The sequence below is a fragment of the Brevibacillus brevis genome, assembly GCF_001039275.2.
Taxonomy (GTDB): Bacteria; Bacillota; Bacilli; order Brevibacillales; family Brevibacillaceae; genus Brevibacillus; species Brevibacillus brevis_C.
The window spans coordinates 6386343-6410280 of sequence record NZ_CP030117.1 but is presented as its reverse complement, the minus strand read 5'-3'; the positions used below and the strand labels follow the sequence as shown (position 1 = coordinate 6410280).

Annotated in this window: 26 protein-coding genes; 20 read left to right on the top strand and 6 right to left on the bottom strand. The window is 42.5% G+C overall.

The features are described from left to right. Nucleotides 1-10 precede the first annotated feature (10 nt). Genes yycF through AB432_RS30225 form a run of 5 tightly spaced genes read left to right on the top strand, consistent with a single transcriptional unit; the run spans nt 11 to nt 5512 of the window. A complete protein-coding gene (yycF, locus tag AB432_RS30245; protein ID WP_048035465.1) occupies nt 11-721 on the top strand; it encodes a response regulator YycF in 711 nt (236 codons plus the stop codon). Then, nucleotides 718-2541: a cell wall metabolism sensor histidine kinase WalK gene (walK, locus tag AB432_RS30240; RefSeq protein ID WP_048035464.1), complete on the top strand. Its 1824-nt coding sequence runs from the start codon at nt 718-720 to the stop codon at nt 2539-2541. The genes yycF and walK overlap by 4 nt, the downstream gene beginning before the upstream one ends. Then, entirely contained in the window at nt 2538-3920 is a 1383-nt protein-coding gene (locus AB432_RS30235) for a YycH family regulatory protein (RefSeq protein ID WP_048035463.1), read from the top strand. Before walK ends, AB432_RS30235 begins: the two co-directional genes overlap by 4 nt. Further along, a complete protein-coding gene (locus AB432_RS30230; RefSeq protein ID WP_048035462.1) occupies nt 3907-4680 on the top strand; it encodes a two-component system regulatory protein YycI in 774 nt (257 codons plus the stop codon). Before AB432_RS30235 ends, AB432_RS30230 begins: the two co-directional genes overlap by 14 nt. A gap of 43 nt (nt 4681-4723) precedes the next feature. After that, the gene (locus AB432_RS30225; protein WP_048035461.1) at nt 4724-5512 is read left to right on the top strand and encodes an MBL fold metallo-hydrolase; all 789 of its coding nucleotides are present in this window, start codon (nt 4724-4726) and stop codon (nt 5510-5512) included. On the opposite strand, the gene AB432_RS30220 is transcribed toward AB432_RS30225, so the two are convergent. Then, nucleotides 5507-5743, bottom strand: a complete 237-nt coding sequence (locus tag AB432_RS30220) for a hypothetical protein (RefSeq protein WP_048035460.1) — start codon at nt 5741-5743, stop codon at nt 5507-5509. The two genes, AB432_RS30225 and AB432_RS30220, sit on opposite strands and share 6 nt — an antisense overlap. Before the next feature lie 281 nt (nt 5744-6024). Between AB432_RS30220 and AB432_RS30215 the strand changes: the two genes are divergently transcribed. Continuing rightward, the gene (locus AB432_RS30215) at nt 6025-7260 is read left to right on the top strand and encodes a S1C family serine protease (RefSeq protein WP_048035459.1); all 1236 of its coding nucleotides are present in this window, start codon (nt 6025-6027) and stop codon (nt 7258-7260) included. 141 nt (nt 7261-7401) lie between these two features. On the opposite strand, the gene AB432_RS30620 is transcribed toward AB432_RS30215, so the two are convergent. Continuing rightward, the gene (locus AB432_RS30620; protein ID WP_162630278.1) at nt 7402-7812 is read right to left on the bottom strand and encodes a hypothetical protein; all 411 of its coding nucleotides are present in this window, start codon (nt 7810-7812) and stop codon (nt 7402-7404) included. 2 nt (nt 7813-7814) lie between these two features. Here AB432_RS30620 and AB432_RS30205 point away from each other — a divergent pair, with 2 nt between their 5' ends. The 3 genes from AB432_RS30205 (at nt 7815) to AB432_RS30190 (ending at nt 9914) form a co-directional block, all read left to right on the top strand. After that, complete coding sequence (locus AB432_RS30205) at nt 7815-8081, top strand: CxxH/CxxC protein (protein ID WP_235617583.1); 267 nt, start codon at nt 7815-7817, stop codon at nt 8079-8081. A gap of 4 nt (nt 8082-8085) precedes the next feature. Further along, nucleotides 8086-8565 carry a 23S rRNA (pseudouridine(1915)-N(3))-methyltransferase RlmH gene (rlmH, locus tag AB432_RS30200; RefSeq protein WP_048035457.1) on the top strand — a complete coding sequence of 160 codons (480 nt, stop codon included), beginning with the start codon at nt 8086-8088 and terminating at the stop codon, nt 8563-8565. Nucleotides 8566-9005: 440 nt separating this feature from the next. Further along, nucleotides 9006-9914 carry a DNA cytosine methyltransferase gene (locus tag AB432_RS30190; RefSeq protein ID WP_048035455.1) on the top strand — a complete coding sequence of 303 codons (909 nt, stop codon included), beginning with the start codon at nt 9006-9008 and terminating at the stop codon, nt 9912-9914. Here the strand turns inward: AB432_RS30190 and AB432_RS30185 are convergent. Both AB432_RS30185 and AB432_RS30180 read right to left on the bottom strand, forming a co-directional pair. After that, nucleotides 9911-10849 carry a hypothetical protein gene (locus AB432_RS30185; protein WP_048035454.1) on the bottom strand — a complete coding sequence of 313 codons (939 nt, stop codon included), beginning with the start codon at nt 10847-10849 and terminating at the stop codon, nt 9911-9913. The genes AB432_RS30190 and AB432_RS30185 overlap by 4 nt on opposite strands. 32 nt (nt 10850-10881) lie before the next feature. After that, nucleotides 10882-11187, bottom strand: coding sequence for a hypothetical protein (locus AB432_RS30180; protein WP_048035453.1), 306 nt, complete (start codon nt 11185-11187; stop codon nt 10882-10884). A 220-nt stretch (nt 11188-11407) separates the two neighbouring features. Here AB432_RS30180 and AB432_RS30175 point away from each other — a divergent pair, with 220 nt between their 5' ends. Together AB432_RS30175 and AB432_RS30170 are read left to right on the top strand one after the other, a co-directional pair. Continuing rightward, entirely contained in the window at nt 11408-12085 is a 678-nt protein-coding gene (locus AB432_RS30175) for a hypothetical protein (protein ID WP_162630277.1), read from the top strand. A 126-nt stretch (nt 12086-12211) separates the two neighbouring features. Continuing rightward, nucleotides 12212-12397 carry a hypothetical protein gene (locus tag AB432_RS30170; protein ID WP_048035451.1) on the top strand — a complete coding sequence of 62 codons (186 nt, stop codon included), beginning with the start codon at nt 12212-12214 and terminating at the stop codon, nt 12395-12397. A 264-nt stretch (nt 12398-12661) separates the two neighbouring features. On the opposite strand, the gene AB432_RS30165 is transcribed toward AB432_RS30170, so the two are convergent. Continuing rightward, a complete protein-coding gene (locus tag AB432_RS30165; RefSeq protein WP_048035450.1) occupies nt 12662-12886 on the bottom strand; it encodes a helix-turn-helix domain-containing protein in 225 nt (74 codons plus the stop codon). A 9-nt stretch (nt 12887-12895) separates the two neighbouring features. Between AB432_RS30165 and AB432_RS30160 the strand changes: the two genes are divergently transcribed. From AB432_RS30160 to AB432_RS30140, 5 genes are all read left to right on the top strand, one after another. Then, on the top strand, nt 12896-13393 hold the full coding sequence (locus AB432_RS30160; protein WP_327378110.1) for an ATP-binding protein: 498 nt from the start codon (nt 12896-12898) through the stop codon (nt 13391-13393). Nucleotides 13394-14256: 863 nt separating this feature from the next. After that, nucleotides 14257-14751 carry a toll/interleukin-1 receptor domain-containing protein gene (locus tag AB432_RS30155; RefSeq protein WP_048035448.1) on the top strand — a complete coding sequence of 165 codons (495 nt, stop codon included), beginning with the start codon at nt 14257-14259 and terminating at the stop codon, nt 14749-14751. A gap of 54 nt (nt 14752-14805) precedes the next feature. Beyond that, complete coding sequence (locus AB432_RS30150) at nt 14806-16071, top strand: M48 family metalloprotease (RefSeq protein ID WP_162630276.1); 1266 nt, start codon at nt 14806-14808, stop codon at nt 16069-16071. Between the two features lie 322 nt (nt 16072-16393). Continuing rightward, nucleotides 16394-16804, top strand: coding sequence for a TIR domain-containing protein (locus AB432_RS30145; protein WP_048035446.1), 411 nt, complete (start codon nt 16394-16396; stop codon nt 16802-16804). After that, nucleotides 16805-17764, top strand: coding sequence for a caspase family protein (locus tag AB432_RS30140; RefSeq protein WP_048035445.1), 960 nt, complete (start codon nt 16805-16807; stop codon nt 17762-17764). Nucleotides 17765-17811: 47 nt separating this feature from the next. Here AB432_RS30140 and AB432_RS30135 read toward each other — a convergent pair whose 3' ends face one another. After that, entirely contained in the window at nt 17812-18708 is an 897-nt protein-coding gene (locus AB432_RS30135) for a hypothetical protein (RefSeq protein WP_053079653.1), read from the bottom strand. Between the two features lie 1002 nt (nt 18709-19710). Here AB432_RS30135 and AB432_RS30130 point away from each other — a divergent pair. The 4 genes from AB432_RS30130 (at nt 19711) to AB432_RS30115 (ending at nt 23888) form a co-directional block, all read left to right on the top strand. After that, the gene (locus tag AB432_RS30130; RefSeq protein WP_048036012.1) at nt 19711-20556 is read left to right on the top strand and encodes a restriction endonuclease; all 846 of its coding nucleotides are present in this window, start codon (nt 19711-19713) and stop codon (nt 20554-20556) included. A 573-nt stretch (nt 20557-21129) separates the two neighbouring features. After that, nucleotides 21130-22803: a DUF6138 family protein gene (locus AB432_RS30125; protein ID WP_048035444.1), complete on the top strand. Its 1674-nt coding sequence runs from the start codon at nt 21130-21132 to the stop codon at nt 22801-22803. Between the two features lie 94 nt (nt 22804-22897). Then, nucleotides 22898-23395 carry an imm68 putative immunity domain-containing protein gene (locus tag AB432_RS30120; RefSeq protein ID WP_048035443.1) on the top strand — a complete coding sequence of 166 codons (498 nt, stop codon included), beginning with the start codon at nt 22898-22900 and terminating at the stop codon, nt 23393-23395. Between the two features lie 70 nt (nt 23396-23465). Next, nucleotides 23466-23888 (top strand): tetratricopeptide repeat protein, encoded by a 423-nt coding sequence (locus AB432_RS30115; RefSeq protein ID WP_048035442.1) that lies wholly within the window; start codon nt 23466-23468, stop codon nt 23886-23888. Nucleotides 23889-23938: the final 50 nt, after the last annotated feature.

The following is a 23938-nucleotide window of genomic DNA, read 5'->3' as shown; positions in this document are numbered from 1 at the left end:
AGGGCGCAGGATGGCAAAACTCCTCGTAGTTGACGATGAAAAACCGATTGCAGATATTTTGAAATTCACGTTTGAAAAAGAAGGGTATCAGGTCGTATGCGCCTACGATGGTGATGAGGCACTTGTCGTGGTTAAGGATGAGCGACCGGATCTGATTTTACTGGATGTTATGCTTCCAGGCAGAGACGGGATGGACGTATGCCGAACCGTTCGTCAAACGTATGATGTTCCGATCATCATGCTGACTGCCAAAGACTCTGAACTGGATAAAGTACTCGGGCTGGAATTGGGTGCGGACGATTACGTGACGAAGCCATTTAGTACGCGGGAGCTGGTAGCTCGTGTAAAGGCCCATTTGCGCCGTAACCGCTCGAAAGTGGAAGAGAAGGATAGCCAGCATGTACTGCGCGTGCATGAGCTGGAAATCGATTTGCACTCGTATACCGTCGAAAAGGTGGGAGAAGCATTAGAGCTGACACACCGTGAGTTTGAGCTGCTGGTGTACCTCGCTCGCCATCAGGGACAAGTATTGACGCGAGAGCATCTCCTGCAGTCGGTCTGGGGATTTGACTATTTTGGCGATGTGCGAACGGTAGATGTGACCATCCGTCGTTTGCGAGAAAAAATAGAGGATGATCCTAGCCAGCCGAAGTACATTATTACGCGGCGTGGTTTGGGCTATACATTACGCAATCCCGGCATGGGAGGCCAGCCTGGATGAGGCGGCTGTTCAAAACCGTTCAGTGGAAAATGGTCATCATTTACATGCTGTTGATTTTGCTTGCGATGCAATTTATTAGCGCCTATTTTGCCCGGGAAGTCGAGAGCTACTACATCAACAACTTTTCCGAGGCATTGAATGGACAAGCTAGTTTGTTAGCGAGTTTGCTGGAAAGTGATTTGCGTCCGCATGACGGGAAGGAATCCAACGCCGAACAAAACCGCCAGGACATCGACAACCTGATCAACAACCTGGTAAAAATCAACGGAGCGAATGTGCAGGTCATTGACCAGACAAGAACCGTGGTTGCGACGACGGAGGACAAAAATACAATTGGACAGCGGACCTCGCAGCCTGAAGTGACGGTTGCCTTGCTCGGGACGCGCAGTGAATCGATGCGGATCGACCCGAAGACGGGGGCGCGGGTAAAAGTATTGGCGCTACCTGTTAAGGGCGACCAGATCGTATACGGTGCGGTCTACATGATTGCTTCGATGGAAGGCACTTATGCGACGATTGGTAAAATGAACGGCATCTTGGGGACAGGTACGATGATCGCAATGGTCATTACGGCGGTGCTCGGGGTCGTGCTGGCCCGTACCATCACCAAGCCTGTGAAGGAGATGACCCGTCAGGCACGATTGGTGGCAGACGGGGATTTTAACAGTAGTGTACGTGTCTATAGCGATGATGAAATTGGCCAGCTCGGTATGGCTTTTAATCATATGACCTTGCGTTTGCAGGAAGCGATTTTGCAGCAAGAGGAAGAGCGTGAGAAGCTCGCGGGAATTTTGAGCAACATGACGGACGGTGTTATTGCCGCTAACCGGAATGGACAGATCATCCTGTTTAATCGGGCAGCAGAAGATATGTTACAGGTGACGATGGCTGACGTCCTTCTCAAGAGACGCACCTTGTATGATCTGTTGGGCCTGCCGCCAGAAGATGAGATGTCGCTCTATGCGCAGGAAGAGCCACTTTTCATTGAGATGACGCTGCCTAATAAGGAAGAAGTGATCCTGCGTGTGACGTTTACTCCTTTGCAGCACGATAGCAAAAAAATGGGCGGGATCATTGCTGTCGTGGCTGATGTGACGGAGCAGCAGCGACTGGAGCAGCAGCGCCGCGAATTCGTGGCGAATGTATCACATGAGCTGCGAACACCACTGACGACCATTAAAAGCTACGTGGAAGCGCTGCTGGATGGCGCAGTGGAAGAGCCAGAGCTGTCCCAACGGTTCTTGAAGGTTACGTCGTCGGAGACAGAACGCATGATTCGCTTGGTAAACGATTTGTTGCAGCTATCGCGTTTTGATTCGCAGGGGGTTCGTCTGCATTGCAAGGAAGCGGACATCAATCGATTGCTTCGCTATGCTGCTGATCGTTTTTCCATGTTCAGTGAGCAACAGGAGGTTCAGCTCAGTCTGGATATGCCGAGCAAGCTTCCGCCGGTTTATATTGATTTGGATGCAATCAATCAAGTGTTGGATAATCTTTTGTCCAATGCGATCAAGTATACGCCTCAAGGAGGCACTGTGGTTCTCATGGCAAAAGAGAACCACAAGCAAAAGCGGGTACAAATCTCCATCACCGACACAGGAATCGGTATTCCCAGCCGCGATTTGAAGCGAATCTTTGAGCGCTTCTACCGCGTAGACAAGGCGCGTTCGCGCGGTCAGGGTGGAACAGGTCTGGGATTGGCGATTGCCCGTGAATTAGTACAGGCACACGGTGCAGATATCGAGATTACAAGCGAATGGAACGTGGGAACGACAGTCACGTTCTGGGTGCCATTTGCCCAAGGAGGAAAAACGGGATGAAGCGGATGCTAGAGCCTGCCAAGACCGTCTTACTCAATTTGCTAGTGCTTGCCAGCTTTGTTTTGACAGCGATGTTGTGGTCGAATCAACCTAACCTTCAATTTATTGAACCGGCAGAGTACACGCAGTCAAAGCCAGTTCAGGAAAAACAACTCGAACAGCTCGTTACCCCGGAATCCGTTGTTTTTCATTATGGGGAAGATCGCCACACGAAAGCATCCGCGACCGATGCTCCTTACAGTTTGATCGTGCGAGAAATGTCGAAATGGATCTTTCTCGATTTTTCTCCGCTCACCATCTCCAATGAGAAATGGGAAGATATTGCCCGGGAAAAGATGGGTTTGGAAGTGCGCTTTCGGAGCACGGTTCCCTTGTCAATTGTAGGTCGGCTGGTAACCTTTCGGGATGAGTTTGACAACCGAATGAAAGGGATTGACCGATTGTGGTTGTACTACGAAAAGGACGAGGATGTCGTCTACGCGTTATTTTTGTCGACTGAGGAAGGTCGAATGATGCGTTCTCGAACATCGATCAGCCCAAAGGATTTGCGAGAATCGTATTTGGCTTCTGGTGATTTAATGCCTGAGCAAATCATGAAAATCGTCAAACCAGAGCGAAGCTTCGTTGATTTGGAAGGACCTGCGCTCACGTGGAGCACGTACTATTTGCCCAAGAATCAGATGCGCATGCAGCAATTCCGCTACAGCTACGTACCTGTTACAAATGAAAGATTGATCGAGTCCTACTTTATCGATCAATCGCTCGTCAGACAGATCATGGAGCGGGACAAAACGGTTATTTTTACAGATGGCAGCAGATCGATTCAATTGAGGTCAGAGCAGCAGGCGTTCACGTTTACTGATCCGGCGTACCAACAGCGGGATCAGGAGCTGTCTGATGAAGAAAAAGTGCAGAGTGCCGTTACCTTCATGAATCAACACTTAGGCTGGCTGGATGAGTACCATTTTGAACGAATCAAAAAGAGCTACAATGAAAAGGACTTGATCACGTTCCGCCAGTACTTGGGGGCGTATCCCTTGATCAGCGAAGGGGAGGCCAAGCAGATCGATACGATCCAAATTACTTCAGAGGCAGGCCAGGTTGTGACGATGAGCCGATCGCTGCTGGATTTGGACAAGTATATCGATAACAAAGAGTGGACGGTTATGTCTGGTCCGGAGCTGTATCAATATATCCGCGACAAAAAGCTGGCGGACACAGAAAAAATCACGAACGCTTATTTGGCTTACCATACCAAAGTAGGTGAAGGATACGTGGACCTGATGCCAATCTGGGTTGTGGAATTGGCGAATCAGGCGAACCTGTATATTTCTGCGCACACCAAGCAGGGAGGAGGGAAAGCGCATGGATTGGAGTAGGACGAAAACGATTCTGATCTGGGCCTTTCTTCTCCTCGATTTATTTCTCCTGTATCAGGTGTATGTGACGCGCATTAGCCTGTGGAATGACAAGGAAGTCGCGCAGAGCGAGAAATGGAATACAGAGCTGTACTTGAATCAGCAAAATATCACATTGGATACAGAAGTGCCGCAGGATACACCGGAAATGTCCAATTTGGATGCGGAGTATATCGGAATTAATCCGATTTCCTTGCATGAGATATCAGGACTTCAGGCGACGGTAGAAAAGATGGCGCTGGCTGCCAAGCTGGACCCACCAATGCAGATTCGTGGTCAACTGAATCCTCAGGAGCTCTTGCGTCAAATTGGTCCGAGGCTGGTTTATTCCGATCAATACGTGGCCGATCCGTATCAATCGAATCAAGCGCGCCTCTTGTATTGGCAGGTCTATGATAAAATGCCAGTATTCGTCGCGCCGTTGGAAATGTATTTGGACAACGGAACGATACTCGGATACAGGCAGACCTTTTTCCACCTTCGCAAGCAGCAGGGGGAACGACAGGTGATCTCTGGTTATGCGGCACTACGCTCTCTGGTGGACAAGCAAATCATTTCACCAGGGGAACGGATTGAGAATGTCAGCCTGGGTTATTACGGTTCTTACGATGCGGATATTCAGACGCTGGTGCCTGTATGGCGCGTGGTTCACGATGGCAAATGGCATTTTGTCAACGCGATTACAGGGGCTCTGGAGCGTCCGATGGTAACGCAGCGCTGAATAGATAGACAACCTGGGAAAGATACGGGAAGAGGGATGTTCGGTGAGATTTAGTGTGTTGGCAAGCGGGAGTACGGGCAACGCCATTTACGTGGCGACAGACCGTGTTTCCGTATTGATCGATGTAGGCATTACAGGAAAGCAGGCAGAAGCGGCACTGGAGACCATTGGTGTCAATCCAGCAGAGCTCAGCGCTATTCTCGTTACCCATGAGCACGTCGACCACATTAAAGGAGTCGGCGTCATGGCGAGACGATATGGATTGCCGATTTACGCCAATGATAAGACGTGGTCGGAGCTGGATGGGCAAATCGGGACGATCAAGGAAGATCAGCGACGCTTCTTTTCTGTGGGGGAAAAGAAAGAGTTGGAGGATTTGGGCATCGAGTCATTCGGAATCTCGCACGATGCCGCCGAGCCGATGGGCTTCTGTTTTTATCATGGCAAGAAAAAGCTCAGTGTCGCGACAGATTTGGGGTATGTCAGCGATCGGATCAAGGAGACGATTCGTGGAGCAGATGCGTATGTGTTCGAGTCCAATCATGACGTTGAGCTGCTGCGCATGTCCCAGTATCCTTGGAGTATCAAGCGACGTATCTTGAGTGATGTCGGGCACTTGTCCAATGAAGCGGCGGGCGATGCTTTGCTCGATTGTCTAACAGGTGGGGCAGAACGTGTATACCTCGCCCACTTGAGTAAGGAAAACAACATGATTGATTTGGCCCGACTGACGGTCAAAAACATCCTGGAGGAGCGGGGGCTGTCTGTTGGTAACGATGTGCATCTGCGTGATACGTACCCGGATCGACCTACCAAGCTGGAAGAGCTATAAGATCGGTTTGATCCCCGCTTGACGACTGGTGATGCGCTCTGTGAGCTTCGCGTACGTATCGATATGGAAAGTTAACTGTGTATCGAGCTCATTCACTTTCGAAGTCAGCTCGTCATGTGTTAGCAGTCCTTTGGCTACGAGCAGCTCGATCAAGGCATGCAGGACAAGCGTATTGTGGTAGTCTACTTCCTGAAGGTCAGCCAGTTTGGCGATGAGATGGACTTCTTTCAAGTCTATCAATCCTTTCTATTTGGTCTGGCAGGAAAAAGCTCTTAATCTATCATATCCGTGCTCTCGGAGAAATATTCCGGGAGCTTTTTTCTATTCCACAACCTTTCCATAATTCTCACGCCATTTTGCCGAAAGCGGGTCGTATACTAAGGGTGTCAAAAGGAAACAGACATCAACGAAATTAATCATGCAAACCAAATATGGAGCATGTCATTGTGTATACGAGCATGAAAAACCTGCAAAGCTAGTAATGGTAGAAGATAGAAAGGAGAGTATGAATCATGGGGTTTTATGATGATTTGACTCACGTGGAGCGAAAGAAACAACGCGGTTCAAGTATTGGACGTATGGTCGTGACGTCGGTAACGTCCGCGGTAATTGGGGGGATGGTCGTCCTGCTCACGCTGCCGACTCTCTCCAATGCGGGATATATTAATATGGTTAAGCCTGGAACAGAAAATGCGCTAAGCAGCAATGCCTCTTCTTCTTCTAACCTGTTTGCTAAGCCAGTATCTGTAAGTGTCGGCTCTGGTACAGTAGATGCGGTGAAAAAAGTGGAGAATGCGATTGTTGGTGTAATCAACATCGGTCAGCGCAGAAACAGTTGGATGCAGAACTCGATGGATGTAGAGCAGGGCCAAGGCTCTGGTGTCATCTTTGAGAAAAAAGGCGGAAAAGCCTACATCGTTACCAACTACCACGTAATCGATAAGGCGCAAAAACTAGAGGTTGCCCTGCCAACAGGTGAAAAAGTATCGGCAAAAGTGGTCGGAGCCGATGGTTACACCGATCTGGCAGTACTGGAAATCGACGCTGCCAAGGTTACGGACGTTGCTGAGTTTGGTGATTCCTCTACCTTACAGGTGGGCGAACCGGCCATTGCCATCGGGAATCCGCTTGGCATGCAATTCTCCCGGACCGTTACACAAGGCATCATCAGTTCCAAAGAACGCTCCATGCCAATGGACTTTAACGAAGATGGCCAGGACGACTGGGAGTTGGATGTCATTCAAACAGACGCAGCGATCAACCCTGGTAACAGCGGTGGTGCCCTCGTGAACATCGAGGGTCAGGTCATCGGAATTAACACCTTGAAAATTTCCAAAGCAGGGGTAGAAGGATTAGGTTTTGCCCTCCCGATCAATGATGTCAAAGTGATCGTGGACCAGCTGATGGAAAAAGGAACACTGGAACGTTCTTACCTCGGTGTGCAGCCACTCGACTTGGCCAATGTGCCGCGCTACGAATGGAAAGAAACCTTGAATCTGCCTGACAATGTGAAAGCCGGCGTCGTCGTGCAAACAGAGGTAGGCAAATTCTCTCCTGCGGGTGAAGCAGGCTTGAGACAATTCGATGTCATCGTCAAGCTGGATAACAAGGACATTTCCAACAGTGCTCAGCTACGCAAGTACTTGACGATGAGCAAAAAGCCGGGCGATACGATGAACGTTACGTACTATCGTGATGGTATCCAGAAGACTGCCAAAGTGAAGCTGACCGCTCCGCCACAGCAGTAAGAAGCATTGACCAAGCCGTTTTGAAGGCAGGCAGTGAAGGAAACAAACTTTGACGGGCAATTCCGGGATGCATTTTATCCCGTTTGCATATATGCAGTATCTGAAGTTCCCCCCTCTATCTATTTTTTAATAGATCCCTTCTTAAGAGCGCCGAGCTGATACGGCGCTCTCTTTTTTTGTTCGTTGGTCGTTGAGCTTTAGGTGGAGGAGAGAAAAAAGAAGAAAACGCTCAAGTTCTTGGGATACCTGCTGGGAGGCGGTTCTGCCCAGCTCCATGTAAAAAAAGAAACCCGCGTCCAAAGTCGCGCAGCTACGCAGTGTCTCAGAGGTGGACGCTAAAGGCAGGTTTCTTTTTTTCCATTGCGCTTCGGATGGTATCCCAAAGACTTTCGCTTTTTTCTTCTTTTTTCTCTCTACAGCTTTTAATTGTCCGTCGGAAGTTAAAAAACAAAAGCTATAAAATACAAAGGCGTATGATTGTAAACTCATCGATGTCTTTTTGGCGGATTCATTTGTTTTGTTGCGGTTCTGGGGTAGAATAGGAAGCGACATTATTGAACGGAAAAGAGGCATTCGATATGGACATGAAGATGAAAAGCTTACAAATAGAAGGCAAAGAAGTTGAGCTGTTGGTGGAATATCCGGTGCGGTTTGCTTGCATGGAGCATTTGGAGCAGGAGTTGGATGATTACGTAAATGATTTTGAGGCGGCGCCGGATACGTATGCGGCACAGGCGATTGAGGGCGATGGGGTAGACAAGCGTTGCCGGGAATGTGGAGAGCCTGGGCAGATTGCGCTTTTGAAAGAGAAGGGAATGTAGGATCATGCAAATATCGATTATTACAGTAGGGAAGCTGAAGGAGAAATATTTGCGTGAGGGCATTGATGAATACAGCAAGCGTCTATCTGCTTATTGCAAGCTGCAAGTGATCGAGGTCAATGATGAAAAGGCGCCGGAAGAGATGAGCGCGGCGGAGATGGAGCAGGTGAAGCGCAAGGAAGGCGAGCGCATCCTGGCGCAGATCAAGCAGGATCAGTATGTAATTGCGCTGGCGATTGATGGGCAGATGTGGTCGTCGGAGAAGCTGTCTGCGGAGATGGACAAGCTGGCTTTGCATGGGCGTAGTCAGGTGGCGTTTGTGATTGGCGGGTCGCTGGGGTTGGCTGATCAGGTGTTGAAGCGGGCGGATGCGTTGCTGTCGTTTTCGAAGATGACGTTTCCGCATCAGTTGGTGCGGTTAATACTGCTTGAGCAGGTTTATCGGGCGTTTCGGATTAGTAGGGGGGAGCCGTATCACAAGTAACGGCGAAAAATTGGGTTTGAACTTACGCTTTATGGTAATGGTCGAAGTAGTCGAAGAGCTATGTAGGATTTACCATTGGCTTAGGCGAGGCTTATGCGCAGATGGAGGCTATGGAGATTATGTATGAGTAATATAGCCTCGAAAAACAGAATGTTGTCACACGAAAACGCAAAGGAGAACGCCGTAGAGGCTGTTCTCCTTGAATTTTTTCCAATGGGTAATCATACGGGCTTGCAAAGGGCTACGGAGCAAGCAGTGGAGCTAATACTTTCTAGGTGTACGTTAGAGTTTATGATAACAACATTTTACTGGCCATAGAAAAGGTCATATGGTATACTTACAAGCACGAATAAAAATTAATTTGGAAGAAGGATTTTTACTTCCCTACGTAGAATATAGAAAGCGAGAACGTATGTTCTGTATCGAGAGGGTTGTTGCCTATGTTAAAAGTAGCTTCATTTTTCAGTGGTATCGGTGGGTTCGATCTCGGACTTGAACGTGCAGGTATGGAAGTTGTTTTTCAATGCGAATGGAATTCCTTTTGCCAAAAAGTACTGCGTAAACACTGGCCAAATGTTAAGTTAATGGGTGATATAAATGACGTTTCAATCGACGAAGTTCCACAAGCAGAAGTCTGGTGCGGAGGATTCCCCTGCCAAGACGTCTCCCTTGCCAATCAAGGAAAACGGAAAGGTCTTGAAGGAGACCGAAGTGGACATTTCTACAAATATGCCGAACTTATTGAACAAGGACGACCTGAATGGGTTATTGTCGAGAATGTTCCAGGACTCCTTAATAGCAATAACGGAAACGACTTCAGAGTCGTTATCAATACACTGGATGAACTCGGGTATTGTGTCGCATGGCGAGTATTGGATGCAAAATACTTTGGAACACCCCAACGACGTAGAAGAGTCTACATTGTCGCAAGTTATCGAAACCAGCGCGCCGCTGAGGTGCTTTTTGAGCAGGGACCAATTGCAATCGCTCCTCGACAGGGCTTGGGAAAGACGAAAACCTCTTCCCTTACCACTGGCGAAAGCAATCAGTCTGCAAATCTCTTTGCTATCCAGCATGCCGGAATTGGACGAAAAGCTTCAGCAGGACCACAAGCTAAAGGATACCGAAATGATGGAGAAACCTATACACTTGACTCCAGAGGAAGCTCAGATGCTATTTGTCAGACGGATGCTCCCTTCGGAATACGAGAAGCTACAGGGGTTTCCAGTGGGATGGACGGAAATCGATTCAGAAGCTTAGGTAACGCAGTTGCAGTACCAGTAATAGAATGGATTGGTCGAAGAATCTTGGAAGTAGATACGAAATACAATTTAAAGAAGGGCGATTAAATCCGCCCTTCAACTATTCCATCACGAGGTATCTCTACTTCTCTTCCATCTAAGGTCATGAATGTTCCTGAGAAAGCATCAGGGCTTGGCTCTCCTTGATTTATAAGTGCCTGAACAAAGGTTTGGTAATTAGTGAATAATAACCTATTAGGGTCAACTTTGTAGGGAACAAGTCCTGGTCGCTTCTCTTCATCCGTAGCCTCAGAAAAACCAATTAGTGCCAATGTCCAGTTGTAGGTTCGGAGATCGGGCAAGTTTGCCTCTACTAATTTGTTTTTTAAATAGTCAAATAGTGGTGCACCTACACAAAATACAATACCATAACCTTTCCACGTCTTCATTGAAATATTTCCTTTAACAATAAACTGCTCTTGTTGTCTTCTCCATGCATTTGTTTCAATTGTTCCAGCTGCAACTGGCTGTCTCAACAACTCGTTTGTCCTCAATGGGTCTTTTTCCCACGACGCAATATGAGCTGTGATTCTCCCCGTTTGTGATGTTTCGCCGCCACCTTGCATTTCTAAAACAAATCTATCCGGTCCAGAATATGGGCTTCTTCCTGAAGTTAATGTCATTATGTAGTCTGCGTTATAGTCTGTCCCATCATTAACTGTCATTCTAACTTCACGACGTACACATACTTCTTCTGCTCTAACTGAAGTATGAAAAACTGTACGAGCTATATCATGAAGTACTCCTGACTGATAATCTGTTAATGGCCCATTTATTGTAGCACAAAGCCTATGCTGGCATGTAATCCATACCGTTCCATCCGTTTTACGTACAGAACAGACTGGCTTTAATTTCTTTTTGACTTTGCTGCAATAACCAGCCATGAATGGGCACTGTACTTGTGTACCCTCTTCAACTGGTTGAATTTGTACCTCATCAATATCAGTGCGCTGTCCTAGATATTCTGCGACTACCACAGGCATTTTTAAGTTTCCCCCTTGGATTACCTTGAAACTTATAAGCTCTTTAATAACTCCCTTGCCTTGGACTTAATTGCTTCTTTAACACTCGGATGACTTGAATTAATTGCTGCCATAAGAATCTCCTTTTCCCATTTATTTGAGAAAATGATAGTGGTGCTGTTTATTCTAGTGATCTGAGCACCGATCGATGACGCCTGTAGATTCGAAACCAACAACTTTTGGGCAAGCTGTTCCTTGTTAGAAGCAGAAGGTTGATCAAAATATTTTCGATAGTCTTCGTAATATTCAACAAAGTTTGATAATCCCACCGAAGCTTTAACACGCTCAAAACTCACCATGTTTGACTTGCCACCGCTCCCAACTTTTCAGAATAATGTTATCACAAAAATACTAAAATCGGACCATGTGGAAGAAGAAGTAACTAAAGTTTAAAAGTTGCGTGTGAACTATTTAATAGTCTAATTGTTCATGTGAACGAACAAGTCACCCGTTATCTCCCTTTTTAAAACTCCAAACAAATGCCGACTATATTCATAGATACTACGAGCGAGGTTTGGGGTGAACATGATGGCGGGTAAGTTAGACAAGCTTTTAAAGTGGGAAAAACGTCCGTTCTTGGACGAAATGCTAGACGAGGGGATTAGTTCGAATAAATGCGCTGAATGGCTACGGAGCGAAGGCTTCTCAATCTCGACGCCTACCGTTTACACCTACGCCAAACGGCGTAATAAGACGATCTACGAGTCAATTACTCGCGAAGGTACGGGTTTTGTTCGTGAATATGATCCTGAAACGAAGAAGTTTAAAAAACAGAGTGACGATACGTTTCCCGTGAAGAAAGTCGTTACAAAACGTTCTAAGGCAAGAGTGCGGGCTGACCTTGAGATGCTTGATGCAATTATCCAAAAGGGTATGGACACGCTGAGAGAGATGGAAGTCATATCCCCACAAACGGCTATCAAGGCTATTGAGATGAAGAACAAGCTTACAAATGGGCAGCATGGTGGACTTACGATGTATGGTGTAGAAGAGATTAGACACCGTGAGGCTGGAAAGGAAGCTGCGATCACGGCTGTCCTACTGAAGTTCATACCGGAAGAGAAGCATGAAGAAGTCTTTGCCGAGATGGAAAGGGCCACACGCGAATACTATGCATCTGTGGGCTTGGGCGAGGTATATGCGGCTATCGAGGAAGAAGAGAGCGAAAAGGGAAAAACTAGGAATAACGGAGAATGAAGAAGTTCTCCACAATAAATCGATTCAGGACACACGTAAAAACTTCCAAAACGAGACTTTGGACTCCATCACCTAGTTTCGTATGATCAGGAGAACCAAGCGAATCGTTGGAAGGAGAAGTAATAGATGTTGAAATGGGAAGAAGTCCAAGAGCAAATTGATGAGCTGATGAAGAGGTATTTGTTGAAATATCACGTTAACGTCAATATGGAACTTGAGGAATGGATCCAACATCAGTATCAAGCTTACTTGTTAAAAGGATACGATTGTTGGAGCAAATATAAAGACCTACCAATCGAGGAAAGCAGGTGAAGAGTCCAACTAACTTAAACGCCAGTAACCACTTTGTCTAGAATAGTATTATTAAGCTATTAAGCTATTAAGCGGATAGAAGAAGTATAGCCCTTTAATAGTAACAGCCCCCTAAATCGACGTAATGGTCGTAGGGGGCTGTTTCGTTTAGCTAGTCTGAGATTCTTATTGGCAGAGAGGATAGCGCTGTAATTACCTTGTTTAAAGAGTATGTAACCATTTGGAAATTAGGATAGAAAGAAAAAACGTCTAATTATAGTCGACTCACTTATCCTCAGTATCGATTAAATCAATAATCTCACGAATATCGTTGATCTCAAAAGTATCAGCTATCCGCTCAATGTGTTGAAAGTTAATATTTTGACGCTTCTGGTTAGAGAGTTCGCTTAGAGCTGCATGCCGAATATCTGTTAGTAGAAATAACTTGCGTAATGAAATGCCCTTACGCTTTATTAATTCCGGTATCTTTACGATAACTTTTTTTGCCATAACTCGCTCATCAAACAAGGGTTTCATAGGCTTGGAGGTGATGGCGGGTTTGATGACGAACTTTTTCAGAAAGTTATTAAGACCTTAACTGCAATGGCCAACGTTGGTCCGGATATTGTTGGTTACGTAATTATTGGAGTAGCTGATAATGATGTAGCAGCCAAACGAGTGGAAGCAATTTACGGAACAAGTTCAACTTTATTCAATAAATTTCATATTACTGGTATTCAGGGTGAAGCATCAAAATATAAAAATGGTCTTGATAGCTATTTCCAATTCATCATTCAAAGAATAGCTTCTATGCCAATTTCAGAAGCTGATAAAAATCAGATTTCAAGAAATATAAAACTTATTAATTACTATGAAAAATCAATACTGATATTCCAAATTGAAAGTAGAAATGAACCTTCGTTGTATGACGGTAAATATTACATTAGAAAGGGACCAAATAACGACCCCATACCACCTGAGGAATACCCAAACTTGTTCAGAAGATTTTTTGTTTAGATTGACACTTTAATAGTGTGATTAGATCTTTCTTCTGACTTCACCATTTAGATATGAAAGCAAATTCAGATCAATGCTTGGAAGCAAGCAACGGTGAATTGTAGATTTATGTATAGCACAGAACTCCAGTTCTGAACTTCAAAGGGCACCTACTATGGGTGCCCTTTAATTTTCGCCGATAGACCCGTTAAGCTGAGCCTTATCATAAGTGATGGTACACAGGATTAGGCAGGAGATTGTATTTGATAAACACTAATAATAAGCTTAAGAGAGAATGTTGAAAAAGTGGTATCGGACAAGAAGGTTTAGAGTAAAAACAAATGAAAAATGATGATGTCTTTTCGAGCCTCGTATCTCTTTAGATCGAGGTTTTTTTGAAACTGTTAGTTTAATTTAGGAGGTTGAGTATTGGAAATTTATAGATAAAAATACAGCGAAATTATAATAAGTCTTAAGTCTAAGGTAAAAAATTGCAAACAAACGTTTGTTTGTAGTAATATATACCTATGTTATAAGTGTGGTTAATTTTATTAGTTTGAGGGTTAATAAAGTGGACAAGGCATTCCTGTATGCACAAAGCAATTACAGAAAATATTCTAGCTAACAGTATACTGAATCAAGTATTTTCGAGTAGAGAACAATTACTACCGAGCGCCACGGTTTAATAACAGAAGTTACAAGTATTGTATAATTTAAACTTTAAAATAAATATATTTTGGTATTGATGATGCAGTAAAAAATCCTAAACTAGAAAATTGATACTACTCTCGAAAGGCTCTCCAATTAACTTAAATTTTAGTTCCTTATCGTCTTGAATGAGAGAGATATGTTGTTACTTTTTGTAAAAAGGGAGAGTAATGGAAATGTTAAAAATATTTATTTCGCATAAACAAGAAGATTGTGATACAGCGATAAGGATCGCAAATTATTTATTATTGCATAATATTGATTATTATTTGGATGTCTTAGATAAGCAACTTAGTGGCTCTGGTGATAATCTTACTAACCATCTAAGAAATAAATTAAGTGAATGTTCACATTTGATTGCAGTACTTTCGGAAAATACAAAACTTTCATGGTGGGTACCTTTCGAAATAGGGTTAGCTACTGAAAAAGAGTATCCTATATCTAGTTTTGTTACATTTCCCAAACAGGATCAAATACCAGAGTATTTATGGAAATGGCCATTACTTAAATCTAAAAATGACTTAGATCAATATATTTCAATACTGATTAAAGATAAGAGAGTGATTATACGGGAACAGACAATTGAAAGGGGGTTACTGGGAAGAATAACACCTAATTATGCAGAGGCATTCCACCGTAGTTTGAAAACTAAATTAGGCCAACCAATTTAGATGAAAATTTATCGGAGTTGAACGTATATTAGCAAAATATATCGAATTATCACTGTGGCATATTTATTGACCGTAGGATGGTTTGTAAGTTTATTACCTAAACTAATTATCCTACCTTTTCTTGTAACAGTTCAGCTAAGTGATCATGTATTTAATTGGATAGATTATATAATTACAACTTCTGTATTATTACCTGTGATAATAATATTCATTAAAAAGTCTAGAGAACCGTTCACTTTAGAAGGAAGGGGAATACCTTTATTTAAAGTATATCCTGAATATGAAGAGCCAATAAATAACTATTTGCAACAATTAGGGATTATTAAGAGGGTAGACTTCTTTGTTAATGACAATTATGATATTAACGCTTATGCAGTGGGTAATGCCAAGTATGGTATTGTTTCGTTGAATAAAGGATTGTTTGTTTCATCTATTAATAAAGATATTATACTTGCAGTTGTGTGCCATGAACTACATCACGTTAAGAATTGGAGCATCACACTTATAAACTATGAAATACACAATTTAATTAAAAGTGTTTATCAAAAGCTACAAAGAGTTGATGAAAAAGCTAATAATAGTAAAATTTCAAAATTATTTACATTAAATACTTTAACTTCACTTTGGATTTTTTGTTCATTTATGTTTTTGTTTCTGGTATCTATAAGCTTCAATCTATATCGAATACTTATTGATGAAATACTTGCTGATAAATTAGCAATTGATTTAACGAAAAGTAGAAAATTCGCTAAATTATTTAGAGAGGATAAACAAAATGTTTTAGGTGAGTTTGATGATATAATCTTTAATTCTCATCTTCCTTCAATAATGCGCTATAAAATAATTAATAAATATTACTATTTTAAATACATTCGTAAAGACTGGAGACGAAGTAGGGCAATTGTTATTTCCATTTTAATATCTGTAACCGGAACTTTATATATGGTAAATAAAAGCTTGCAATACACTTCAAAATTAGGCGATGTAATAATTAATATGGCCACAAAAAAATGGACTGAATTATTTAACGGAAACACGCATCTTGCTTTGATTACATTTTTCGCAATTATTACAGGGGGATGTGTAGCTTGGAACATTGTAAAGATAGTTAGAGCATTCCGTTTAAACAAAGTTTGGATAGAGAAATTAAGATTGATTACTATATCCCTATTCTTCCTTTCATTATGTTTTTTATGCATAGTAGCTATTTTTCCTAAACTAAAATTTTTAGCTATCCCCCCATTGATGCTTATGATAATAATGATTTTAATAACTAAAATATATGAAAAAATAATAAAAAGAAAACTTAAAGACTTTTAAGGGTCTGTCAGAAGAATTGATAACCTCAGTAATCCGTTTGTATTAAGGTTTCTACCATAGCGAAAACCTAGAAGAACAGATTGGTTGAGATGCAAAAGTAACTTTGGTAGGACTGTAAGTCATTTTCTGGGTTACTCAGATCCAATTTGAGGCTAAATTACCTACTAAAGTAAACAACCCGTCCTGCTTTTGTCAGTGAAACGGATTGTTTTCCGTTTGCTTCGGAGGTAATATATTGAATAGTAAGAAAAATAAAAGTGTAATGAACTAAGCGAACGGGAGTTATGGTTGTGGTTTTCTATATTCGAAAGGGGATAGTAACTTGGCAGACCCAAGAGCATTTATTAGCTTCGATTATGATCATGATAGCACAGAAAAGACACTATTTATTGGTCAGAGTAAGAACTCTAAAACACCATTCTCCATTCAAGACTGGTCGGCTAAATCCTCTATGCCTCAAAGCAAGTGGGAGGCTATTGTTGAAGAGAAGATAAAGAAAACAAATATGCTCATTGTCTTGGTAGGAAAGTACATGGCTAGTGCAACAGGAGTAAAAAAAGAGATAAAAATGGCAAAGGATAACGACGTTCCTATATTTGGAGTTTATGTTGGCGGAGCGGATTCGAGCAGTAATTTGCCAGATGGATTGCTAAGAAGTAGGGTAGTAAAGTGGGATTGGGAAAAAATCGCAGAGAAAATTGACCAGATGATGGGGGAAGGGAAGAACAAATAGATGTCGATAAACAGAAAAGCATTGGTTGTCGGAATCAATTACTACAAAGAAATTTCCCCACTATATGGTTGTGTAAATGATGCATATTCTATCAAATCAGTGCTTGATAGAAATAGTGATGGTACAATCAATTTTTCTGTCAATTTGATGGTAGCTATGGGTGAAGACAGTGCTATTTCAAGAAGACAGTTGAAGGATAATGTACAAGAACTTTTTTATGATGACTGTGAAGTCGCATTATTTTATTTTGCTGGGCATGGATATATCGAGAGTGTTGGTGGCTTTCTACTTACCTCTGATTGCAAGGATGGAGATGATGGACTGTCTTTAAATGAACTCCTTGCTATTGTGAATACATCTAGGGCAAAAAATAAAATAATTGTGTTAGATAGCTGCCATTCTGGAATAGCAGGTACTAATATATCAGATAATAATGCCTTGTTGAGTGAAGGAGTAACGATACTGACCGCATCAAGTGCAAAACAATATGCTACAGAAATGAATGGAAGTGGAGTGTTTACTACACTTTTTGTTGATGCATTAAACGGTGGTTCCTCAAATCTCGTTGGAGAAATTACTCCAGGAAGTGTGTATGCTCACATAGATCAGTCATTAGGTCCGTGGGAGCAGAGACCGATATTTAAAACAAATGTAAAGAATTTCGTTTCCTTACGAAAAGTAAATCCACCGATTAGTCTTTCTGATTTAAAATTGCTACCTGACCTTTTTGAAGAAATAAGTAGCCAATTTCAACTGGATCCTTCATTCGAGCCAGAGAGTGAACACCCCTTCGAAGAAAACACAAAAATATTTAGAGTGCTACAAAATTATAATCGTGTAAACCTGGTAGTACCGATCGGTGCGGAACATATGTATTTTGCAGCCATAAACAGTAAATCCTGCGAATTAACACCTTTAGGAATGCATTATTGGAATCTAGTGAAGAATGAGAGAATCTAAAAAGAAGCGACCGAGAATAATTTGCGGTCGCTTCTTTTTAGATAAAATTAAATAACTTCATTGCGCCCAATTGTTTTAACTATTCGGGTAAGTAACTTCTCATATAGATCATTTTCATTTTCCCATACTATATGATTAATTTGACTTGTATCAAAATTCACATCATTAAAGCTGTCTTTTCTACAAGTCATGATGACAACTTTATCGAGGGCTTTAGAAAATCCTGCTTCATAATAAACGCCGTTTTTTTGTCCTGTAAAATCGGCAACTACAAATAAGCTTCGTTTTATTTCATATATTATTTCAGGGACGATCCATTCATTATGTTCCTTTTGATGCATTAATATTGGTTCATATCCAGCTGCCTTTATAGAATCACATATGTATCTTCCGGCTTCTCTCAGTTCATCAGCGAAGCTCATGGCAATAAAAACTGTCGGTCGTTTTTGGTGAGATAGCAAATCTCGAATCACAATTAATTCGTATTTTTTTAGTGCATAGTCTGTAATATTGACAATAGAGTTGCCTAATTTTGTTCTTTCATAAACAAGATATCTTAATACATTCATTGCATAGCAAAACTCGACGTTATCGCATTGAATAATTTTCTTCCAAACATCATAAAATGTATAGTTATAATAACTACAATCAGCAAGATAAGATCTTTGGATGGTTTTAATTGAAGAAAGCTCTTCATAATCCCATCCCATCTCACTGTATAGCGATGCAACAACATTATTACCTAAATACGCCCATTCACTTTCGAATTCCTCACGTTCTTCCTCATCCCACTCTGCACAAGGTAGATTAATGTCGGCTTCTGCACAATTTTGATCTTCGAAAAATTTGTTTATGTGATTAACAGTATGGATTCTAAACCTGTCAAGTTTCCAACTAATATTTTCTAAGTTGCTGACTAATTCCTTAAAAGTATATAAATTCATTTGATTTCCCCTCTGATAAATTTATTTAGTTTATACGTTGTTTAATGCCACCTTGTGCAGTATCTATCGAGTGACTCAAATCTGAGGCGACGAATATAAGTTATATTTAATTTTGAAATTTTGGGCTACTTAATAACAGATTCTGCTCGTTGGAGATACATCTAACAAGCTCTATATAAGCGTAAATTTGCAGCCATTAATGATTTGTTTTTTGCCGGATTAGCATAAAGTTGTTAATTCTTGAAGTGCTTTTAACGTGGGTAGCATTCACTAAAGACAATAATTCATCAACGACTTTGAACTGTTGGGTATCATGTAAATTATAATAGAAGTTTTCACCATTTATAAATGATTTTTAAATAATTTAGATTTTCAGTGGAATTCTATATATTATAATTGTTAAACAGGTTTTTTAGGCTTGGTGAGCCTTATTATAGATAGTAGGTAAAGCAAAGAGTGGGGTTGTAAACTAATACCCTAACACGAAAGTCAATCCAGACGGTTAACGTTAAAGGATTATTAATTATGGAAGAGATAATGAATCGTTTTTCATATTTTAGATGAAAGTCTCTAAGAGTTTATCAAAGTAAAACCCCACAGATATTCTGTACCCCAGAGATGAATAGGAGTAATTAATGATATGGAAAGTAACTATTAGACGCTGGAAAGATGAGTGACCAATTAACAGTAATTGTTTGCATCATAGGAATGGAATGTATGTTCCGTGTTGGCGGATTTATAGTTATGCCCGTAAAGAAATTTTACGTTCGATCCGTTACGGTGAGCCTTATCATAATTGATGGGAAAACTTGGGTTAGAGAGGAGTAGAGGTCTATAGGAGTGATACATGTGTATTCCCCTAAAGTTAGAGTTTAGGGGGATTTTTGTATGGGAAAATGCGATAGTGTTTTCCAAATTGGTGATATGATTGTGGTAAGTTTGAAAGCTTGTTATTTTCAAAGGAACAAGAGATATCTAGTTGGTATCGGGAGGTTATTATGTATGGCGGTTCCAAAATACGATGAATTAATGAACCCTGCACTACAGGCTCTACATAATCTTGGGGGTTCGTCTTCAATATCTGAAATGGAAGATGAAGTAATAAAGATGTTGAACTTGTCCGAGGATGATGTTGCTGATATACATAGAGGTAATACTACAAAATTAAGCTATCGTTTAGCTTGGGCAAGAACGTATTTAAAGAGATTTGGATTGCTCGATAACTCAGCTAGAGGAGTATGGTCACTAACTCAAAAAGGGCTTCAAACCAAATCAATTAATAAGAAGCAAGTGAAGGACTTTGTTAAAGATGAAAAGTACCAACTTAATAATGAAGGTATCAATAATAACGATGATGGAAATATGAACATTCAAGAACAGTTTGAGTGGAAAGACTCGTTACTCGAAATAGTTAAACAGATACCTCCTGATTCATTTGAAAGGCTATGCATGAGACTATTGCGTGAATCTGGTTTTACTCACGTAACCGTGACGGGGAAAAGTGGAGATGGAGGAATTGATGGCAAAGGAGTTGTAAAGATCGGAGGGTTACTCTCATTCCATGTAGTCTTTCAATGCAAAAGATATAGGGATAGTGTGAGTTCAGCTGTCATAAGGGACTTTAGGGGGGCGATGCAAGGAAGAGCAGACAAAGGATTAATAATTACAACCGGTACATTTACTAGAGATGCTCGATTAGAAGCACAGCGAGATGGAGCTTCTCCGATTGATCTCATTGATGGCGATCAACTGACAGAGAAACTTAAAGAGACTCGACTAGGGGTTCATGTGGAAGAAAGGATCATTGAAGATATAAGTATTAATAGTGAATGGTTTAATAACTTGTAGTTTCCAGTAAGAGTATTCAGTTGTGTGCACTTGTTAAAATAGCAGGATACTTGGTCGGCAGTTCTCTCTAAGACCATTGTAGTATGTCCAACTTTTCTTATTTAAAAGGTTCTACCTTTTAAATAGACTCGCATAACGAAGGAGAGGGCAGACTCTCCCTCTTTTTTGCATTTCTTTGCCGAAGCATCCACCCCGGTGGACCATACCATAAGTGACGGCAAAAAATCGGAAAAGGCAGTTAACTATGGCTAATATATATATTGATCCATATGTTGCATATCTAAGATAAACAAAAGGGAGAACGTCCTCTGTTGCGCTCTCCCTTTTGCTTTGCAGGAAGATAATGTGTTTTTTTGAGTCAGATTCTACTCATATATAGCCTCCCTTATCTTCTATTTGTGCATAAGCCTCCCCAAGCCAATTGACTTATAATACCCCCCTCTCTACTTCCTACATCCTAAGGATTAAGCTTTAGCCAACCCCAGGAAGAGGCATACAGTTCCAACAAGCTTTCCCATTTTCGTAGTATGATTGTATTGAGCTAAGATGGAACATGCAAAAAGGCGGGAGACAATGAACGAACTACAAAAAGAAGCGCTGGAAGAGATGAAAACGGCGATTCATAAATGGTTTGACGAACAGGAGAATCGAAAGAACGCAGAGGAAGTGATCTTACGCACCACGCTGCAAGTAGGCATCTTTAACTTTGTCACTCTGGATTATCGGCCGGGCAGGACTAGGGTTGAGAGTTCGAAATCTGTGGGGAGTGCCGCAGGCAAAAAGTCGATGAAAGCTTCACCCTTTACACGGGAGCAGATATTGCATGAGGTTCAGCCCCTGCTGGTGGAAATCGTAAGGGAGAGGCTGGACAAGCTGGAAACGTCGCCGTTGATCAACTACCGTTTTACCTTCCAAGGAACCTTCGCAACGATGGACGGGCTGGTGGAATTAACGGTGCTGGAAACTGAATATGAAGAGAAAAAGCGGCAGCTTCTGGAGCGAATTCACTCCTATATCGAGGAAAAACTGGAGAAGGGCTCTTACCCGACAAACAGGCTGGAAACCTTCTTTTTGGCGCGCCATCTGCTGGACCCGTATTTGTTCCCCGAACCGGAAGCCGCAAAGACGATCGCTTTATTTGACAGGATTCAGGAGTTGAATAAAGAACAGGTTGAGGCTCTCGCGGAGCATCGAAGAGATATCATAAGGGCTTTGACCGACTGGGTCGAGAATGTATTTTTGCCGCGTTACTATGATGTCACCCGTTCCGAATACAGGGCCAATGAGTATATGCTCAAGCCGGATGCTGTTTTTGAGGATAAGGATGAGCCGAATCAGCCTATCGACCTTCTGTTGTACGGAGCGGTGATGATTATTCGTTACGAGCCGGAATTCAGCAAATTCATGGGACAGACTTTTCTGGAGCTGGCGAAGCAGCTTGGTAGCGGTAAAGCCGCGCGTATGCTGAAGGATGGCAGCGATAGCTTCTCACAAGAAGACGTCCATTTGCGCCATGAATTGGTCGAATGCAAGGCTAACGATGTTTTTTCCCTTTTCACAATCGTTATTCGCAAGGAAGAAGCCGGGGCGTACGAGCGGGCGATTTCGTTTATTCTCTCCCTGCTCCGAAAGGACTTCCCGAAAAGCTACAAAATCAAGTTGAAATCCAGCGCGAGAGAGTATTTACCCATTAAGGGGCTAGCCAAATCGGACACGCACCGTTTTTTTGCGAATGCTCTGGCTTATTCCGAGCTGCATCCTCTATTGGAGGAATACGCTCGTGAGGCGATGGAAGAGTATGAATGGTACGAGGATACGGAAAGTGAAAAAAGCGTAATGCCGGGCAGTTATGCTGTGTTCGGGCTGGGGCTTTCGTCCGAGCGGTATTTTCCGCTTGTTGAAGCATACATGGACCTTGTGGATGACGAGCATCAGTTGGTGCATGACAAGTTCACAGCTGTTTTTGCCGAAACCTATGGTATAACGGAACGCTCGACTCCCACCTTGATCACCTGCCTGCTGCGCTCCCACGATTCGCTAAAACTGAAGATTCAGCCGGAGCTGGAAAGCGAAGACAAGCTGTCGCTATTCGTACAACAAATAGAGAGGCTGTCGGATGACGAGGTTGAAAGGGTACTGTACCCGATTTGGGGCAATGTGGAGAAGTTAGCTGCATTGGCTCGCAAGGCGCGGGAACCGCACAAGGAGCTTATAATTCGTCTGCAAAAGGCGGCGGGTATAGCCTGACGGTGGCTCGGTGAAAGTGCATTGATAAGTATGTTTTTGAGTGAAACGATCTTATTTAGATAATTACAATGCTTCAAGAAAGTGGGAAAAGAACATGTACATAAGCAAATGGTGGGGAGATTTAATTGGCGGTTCCGATGATTCGCTGGCATTAGTAGACTATTTGGAACAATTGGGCTCAACGAGTGTGACGCTCAATCAGATTTTAAAGGACTTGGGTCTGGATGTTCTGCTTTCCGAGGGAGACTTGAAAAGCGGCGGAAGTATTGGATTTGATATAAAAAATGCTAACGGCACGTTTCGAGCAGAACTTGATATTGCCTGCTCAGTTCTAATTGATCTTTCAGCCATTGTGTTGGAGTCCCAAAAATCAGGCTATGTCGATTTGCATGATTTGGATGAGGATAGGCAGCCGCGCAAACTTTATATAGATGCCTCCGAAGAAAAAAGGAACCTGCTTCGGGATGAATTGTACAAGTTTTCCCGTGATCCGCTGGCTTACGAATTAGCCGAGCTTGTTCCGGCTGATGATATGAGAGAGCTTGCGGAAAAGGCAAAAATGATCGCAGATGAGCTGGCACCGTTAAGCTGAACCATTCCACAAGTAACGGCAAAATTTTTGCTATGGCGGCTTCAAATCACACAGGATAGGAGAGACGACGGTGCAACTTTCAGATTCCACCCATGCCGAAATTACCGTGCTGTGTAAACAAGGCGATGATTTGGTGAGAGCAGGCAATCTTGAGGAGGGCAAGAATAAGTACGTCGCTGCCCTTCGATTATTGCCGGAAAATCATCGAGAATGGGAGGCGGCAACGTGGATATATGTGGCTATTGGGGATGTCCATTTTCAAATGAAGAATTACGATAAGGCATTCAAGTGTTTCTATAATGCTGTACAGTGTCCGGAAGGGCTGGGGAATCCCTACGTTCATCTTCGGTTAGGGCAATTGTATTACGAACAGGAAAACCTTGATAAAGCGGCAGACGAGCTGACCCGGGCTTATATGGGTGCCGGGATTGCGATCTTTATGGAAGATGACCCAAAGTACCTTGAGTTTCTGGAGACAAAAATAGAGATTTGAAGTTCCGGGATTAGAACAATAGGGATAAAGGTTCCCGCGGAGTTAGGGAA

Bases quoted from the DNA above. Each gene is read 5' to 3' on its own strand.
- yycF (WP_048035465.1), top strand. From the start codon at position 11: ATGGCAAAACTCCTCGTAGTTGACGATGAAAAACCGATTGCAGATATT.
- walK (WP_048035464.1), top strand. From the start codon at position 718: ATGAGGCGGCTGTTCAAAACCGTTCAGTGGAAAATGGTCATCATTTAC.
- AB432_RS30235 (WP_048035463.1), top strand. From the start codon at position 2,538: ATGAAGCGGATGCTAGAGCCTGCCAAGACCGTCTTACTCAATTTGCTA.
- AB432_RS30230 (WP_048035462.1), top strand. From the start codon at position 3,907: ATGGATTGGAGTAGGACGAAAACGATTCTGATCTGGGCCTTTCTTCTC.
- AB432_RS30215 (WP_048035459.1), top strand. From the start codon at position 6,025: ATGGGGTTTTATGATGATTTGACTCACGTGGAGCGAAAGAAACAACGC.
- AB432_RS30620 (WP_162630278.1), bottom strand. From the start codon at position 7,812: ATGTCGCTTCCTATTCTACCCCAGAACCGCAACAAAACAAATGAATCC.
- rlmH (WP_048035457.1), top strand. From the start codon at position 8,086: ATGCAAATATCGATTATTACAGTAGGGAAGCTGAAGGAGAAATATTTG.
- AB432_RS30190 (WP_048035455.1), top strand. From the start codon at position 9,006: ATGTTAAAAGTAGCTTCATTTTTCAGTGGTATCGGTGGGTTCGATCTC.
- AB432_RS30185 (WP_048035454.1), bottom strand. From the start codon at position 10,849: ATGCCTGTGGTAGTCGCAGAATATCTAGGACAGCGCACTGATATTGAT.
- AB432_RS30180 (WP_048035453.1), bottom strand. From the start codon at position 11,187: ATGGTGAGTTTTGAGCGTGTTAAAGCTTCGGTGGGATTATCAAACTTT.
- AB432_RS30170 (WP_048035451.1), top strand. From the start codon at position 12,212: ATGTTGAAATGGGAAGAAGTCCAAGAGCAAATTGATGAGCTGATGAAG.
- AB432_RS30165 (WP_048035450.1), bottom strand. From the start codon at position 12,886: ATGGCAAAAAAAGTTATCGTAAAGATACCGGAATTAATAAAGCGTAAG.
- AB432_RS30155 (WP_048035448.1), top strand. From the start codon at position 14,257: ATGTTAAAAATATTTATTTCGCATAAACAAGAAGATTGTGATACAGCG.
- AB432_RS30140 (WP_048035445.1), top strand. From the start codon at position 16,805: ATGTCGATAAACAGAAAAGCATTGGTTGTCGGAATCAATTACTACAAA.
- AB432_RS30135 (WP_053079653.1), bottom strand. From the start codon at position 18,708: ATGAATTTATATACTTTTAAGGAATTAGTCAGCAACTTAGAAAATATT.
- AB432_RS30130 (WP_048036012.1), top strand. From the start codon at position 19,711: ATGGCGGTTCCAAAATACGATGAATTAATGAACCCTGCACTACAGGCT.
- AB432_RS30125 (WP_048035444.1), top strand. From the start codon at position 21,130: ATGAACGAACTACAAAAAGAAGCGCTGGAAGAGATGAAAACGGCGATT.
- AB432_RS30120 (WP_048035443.1), top strand. From the start codon at position 22,898: ATGTACATAAGCAAATGGTGGGGAGATTTAATTGGCGGTTCCGATGAT.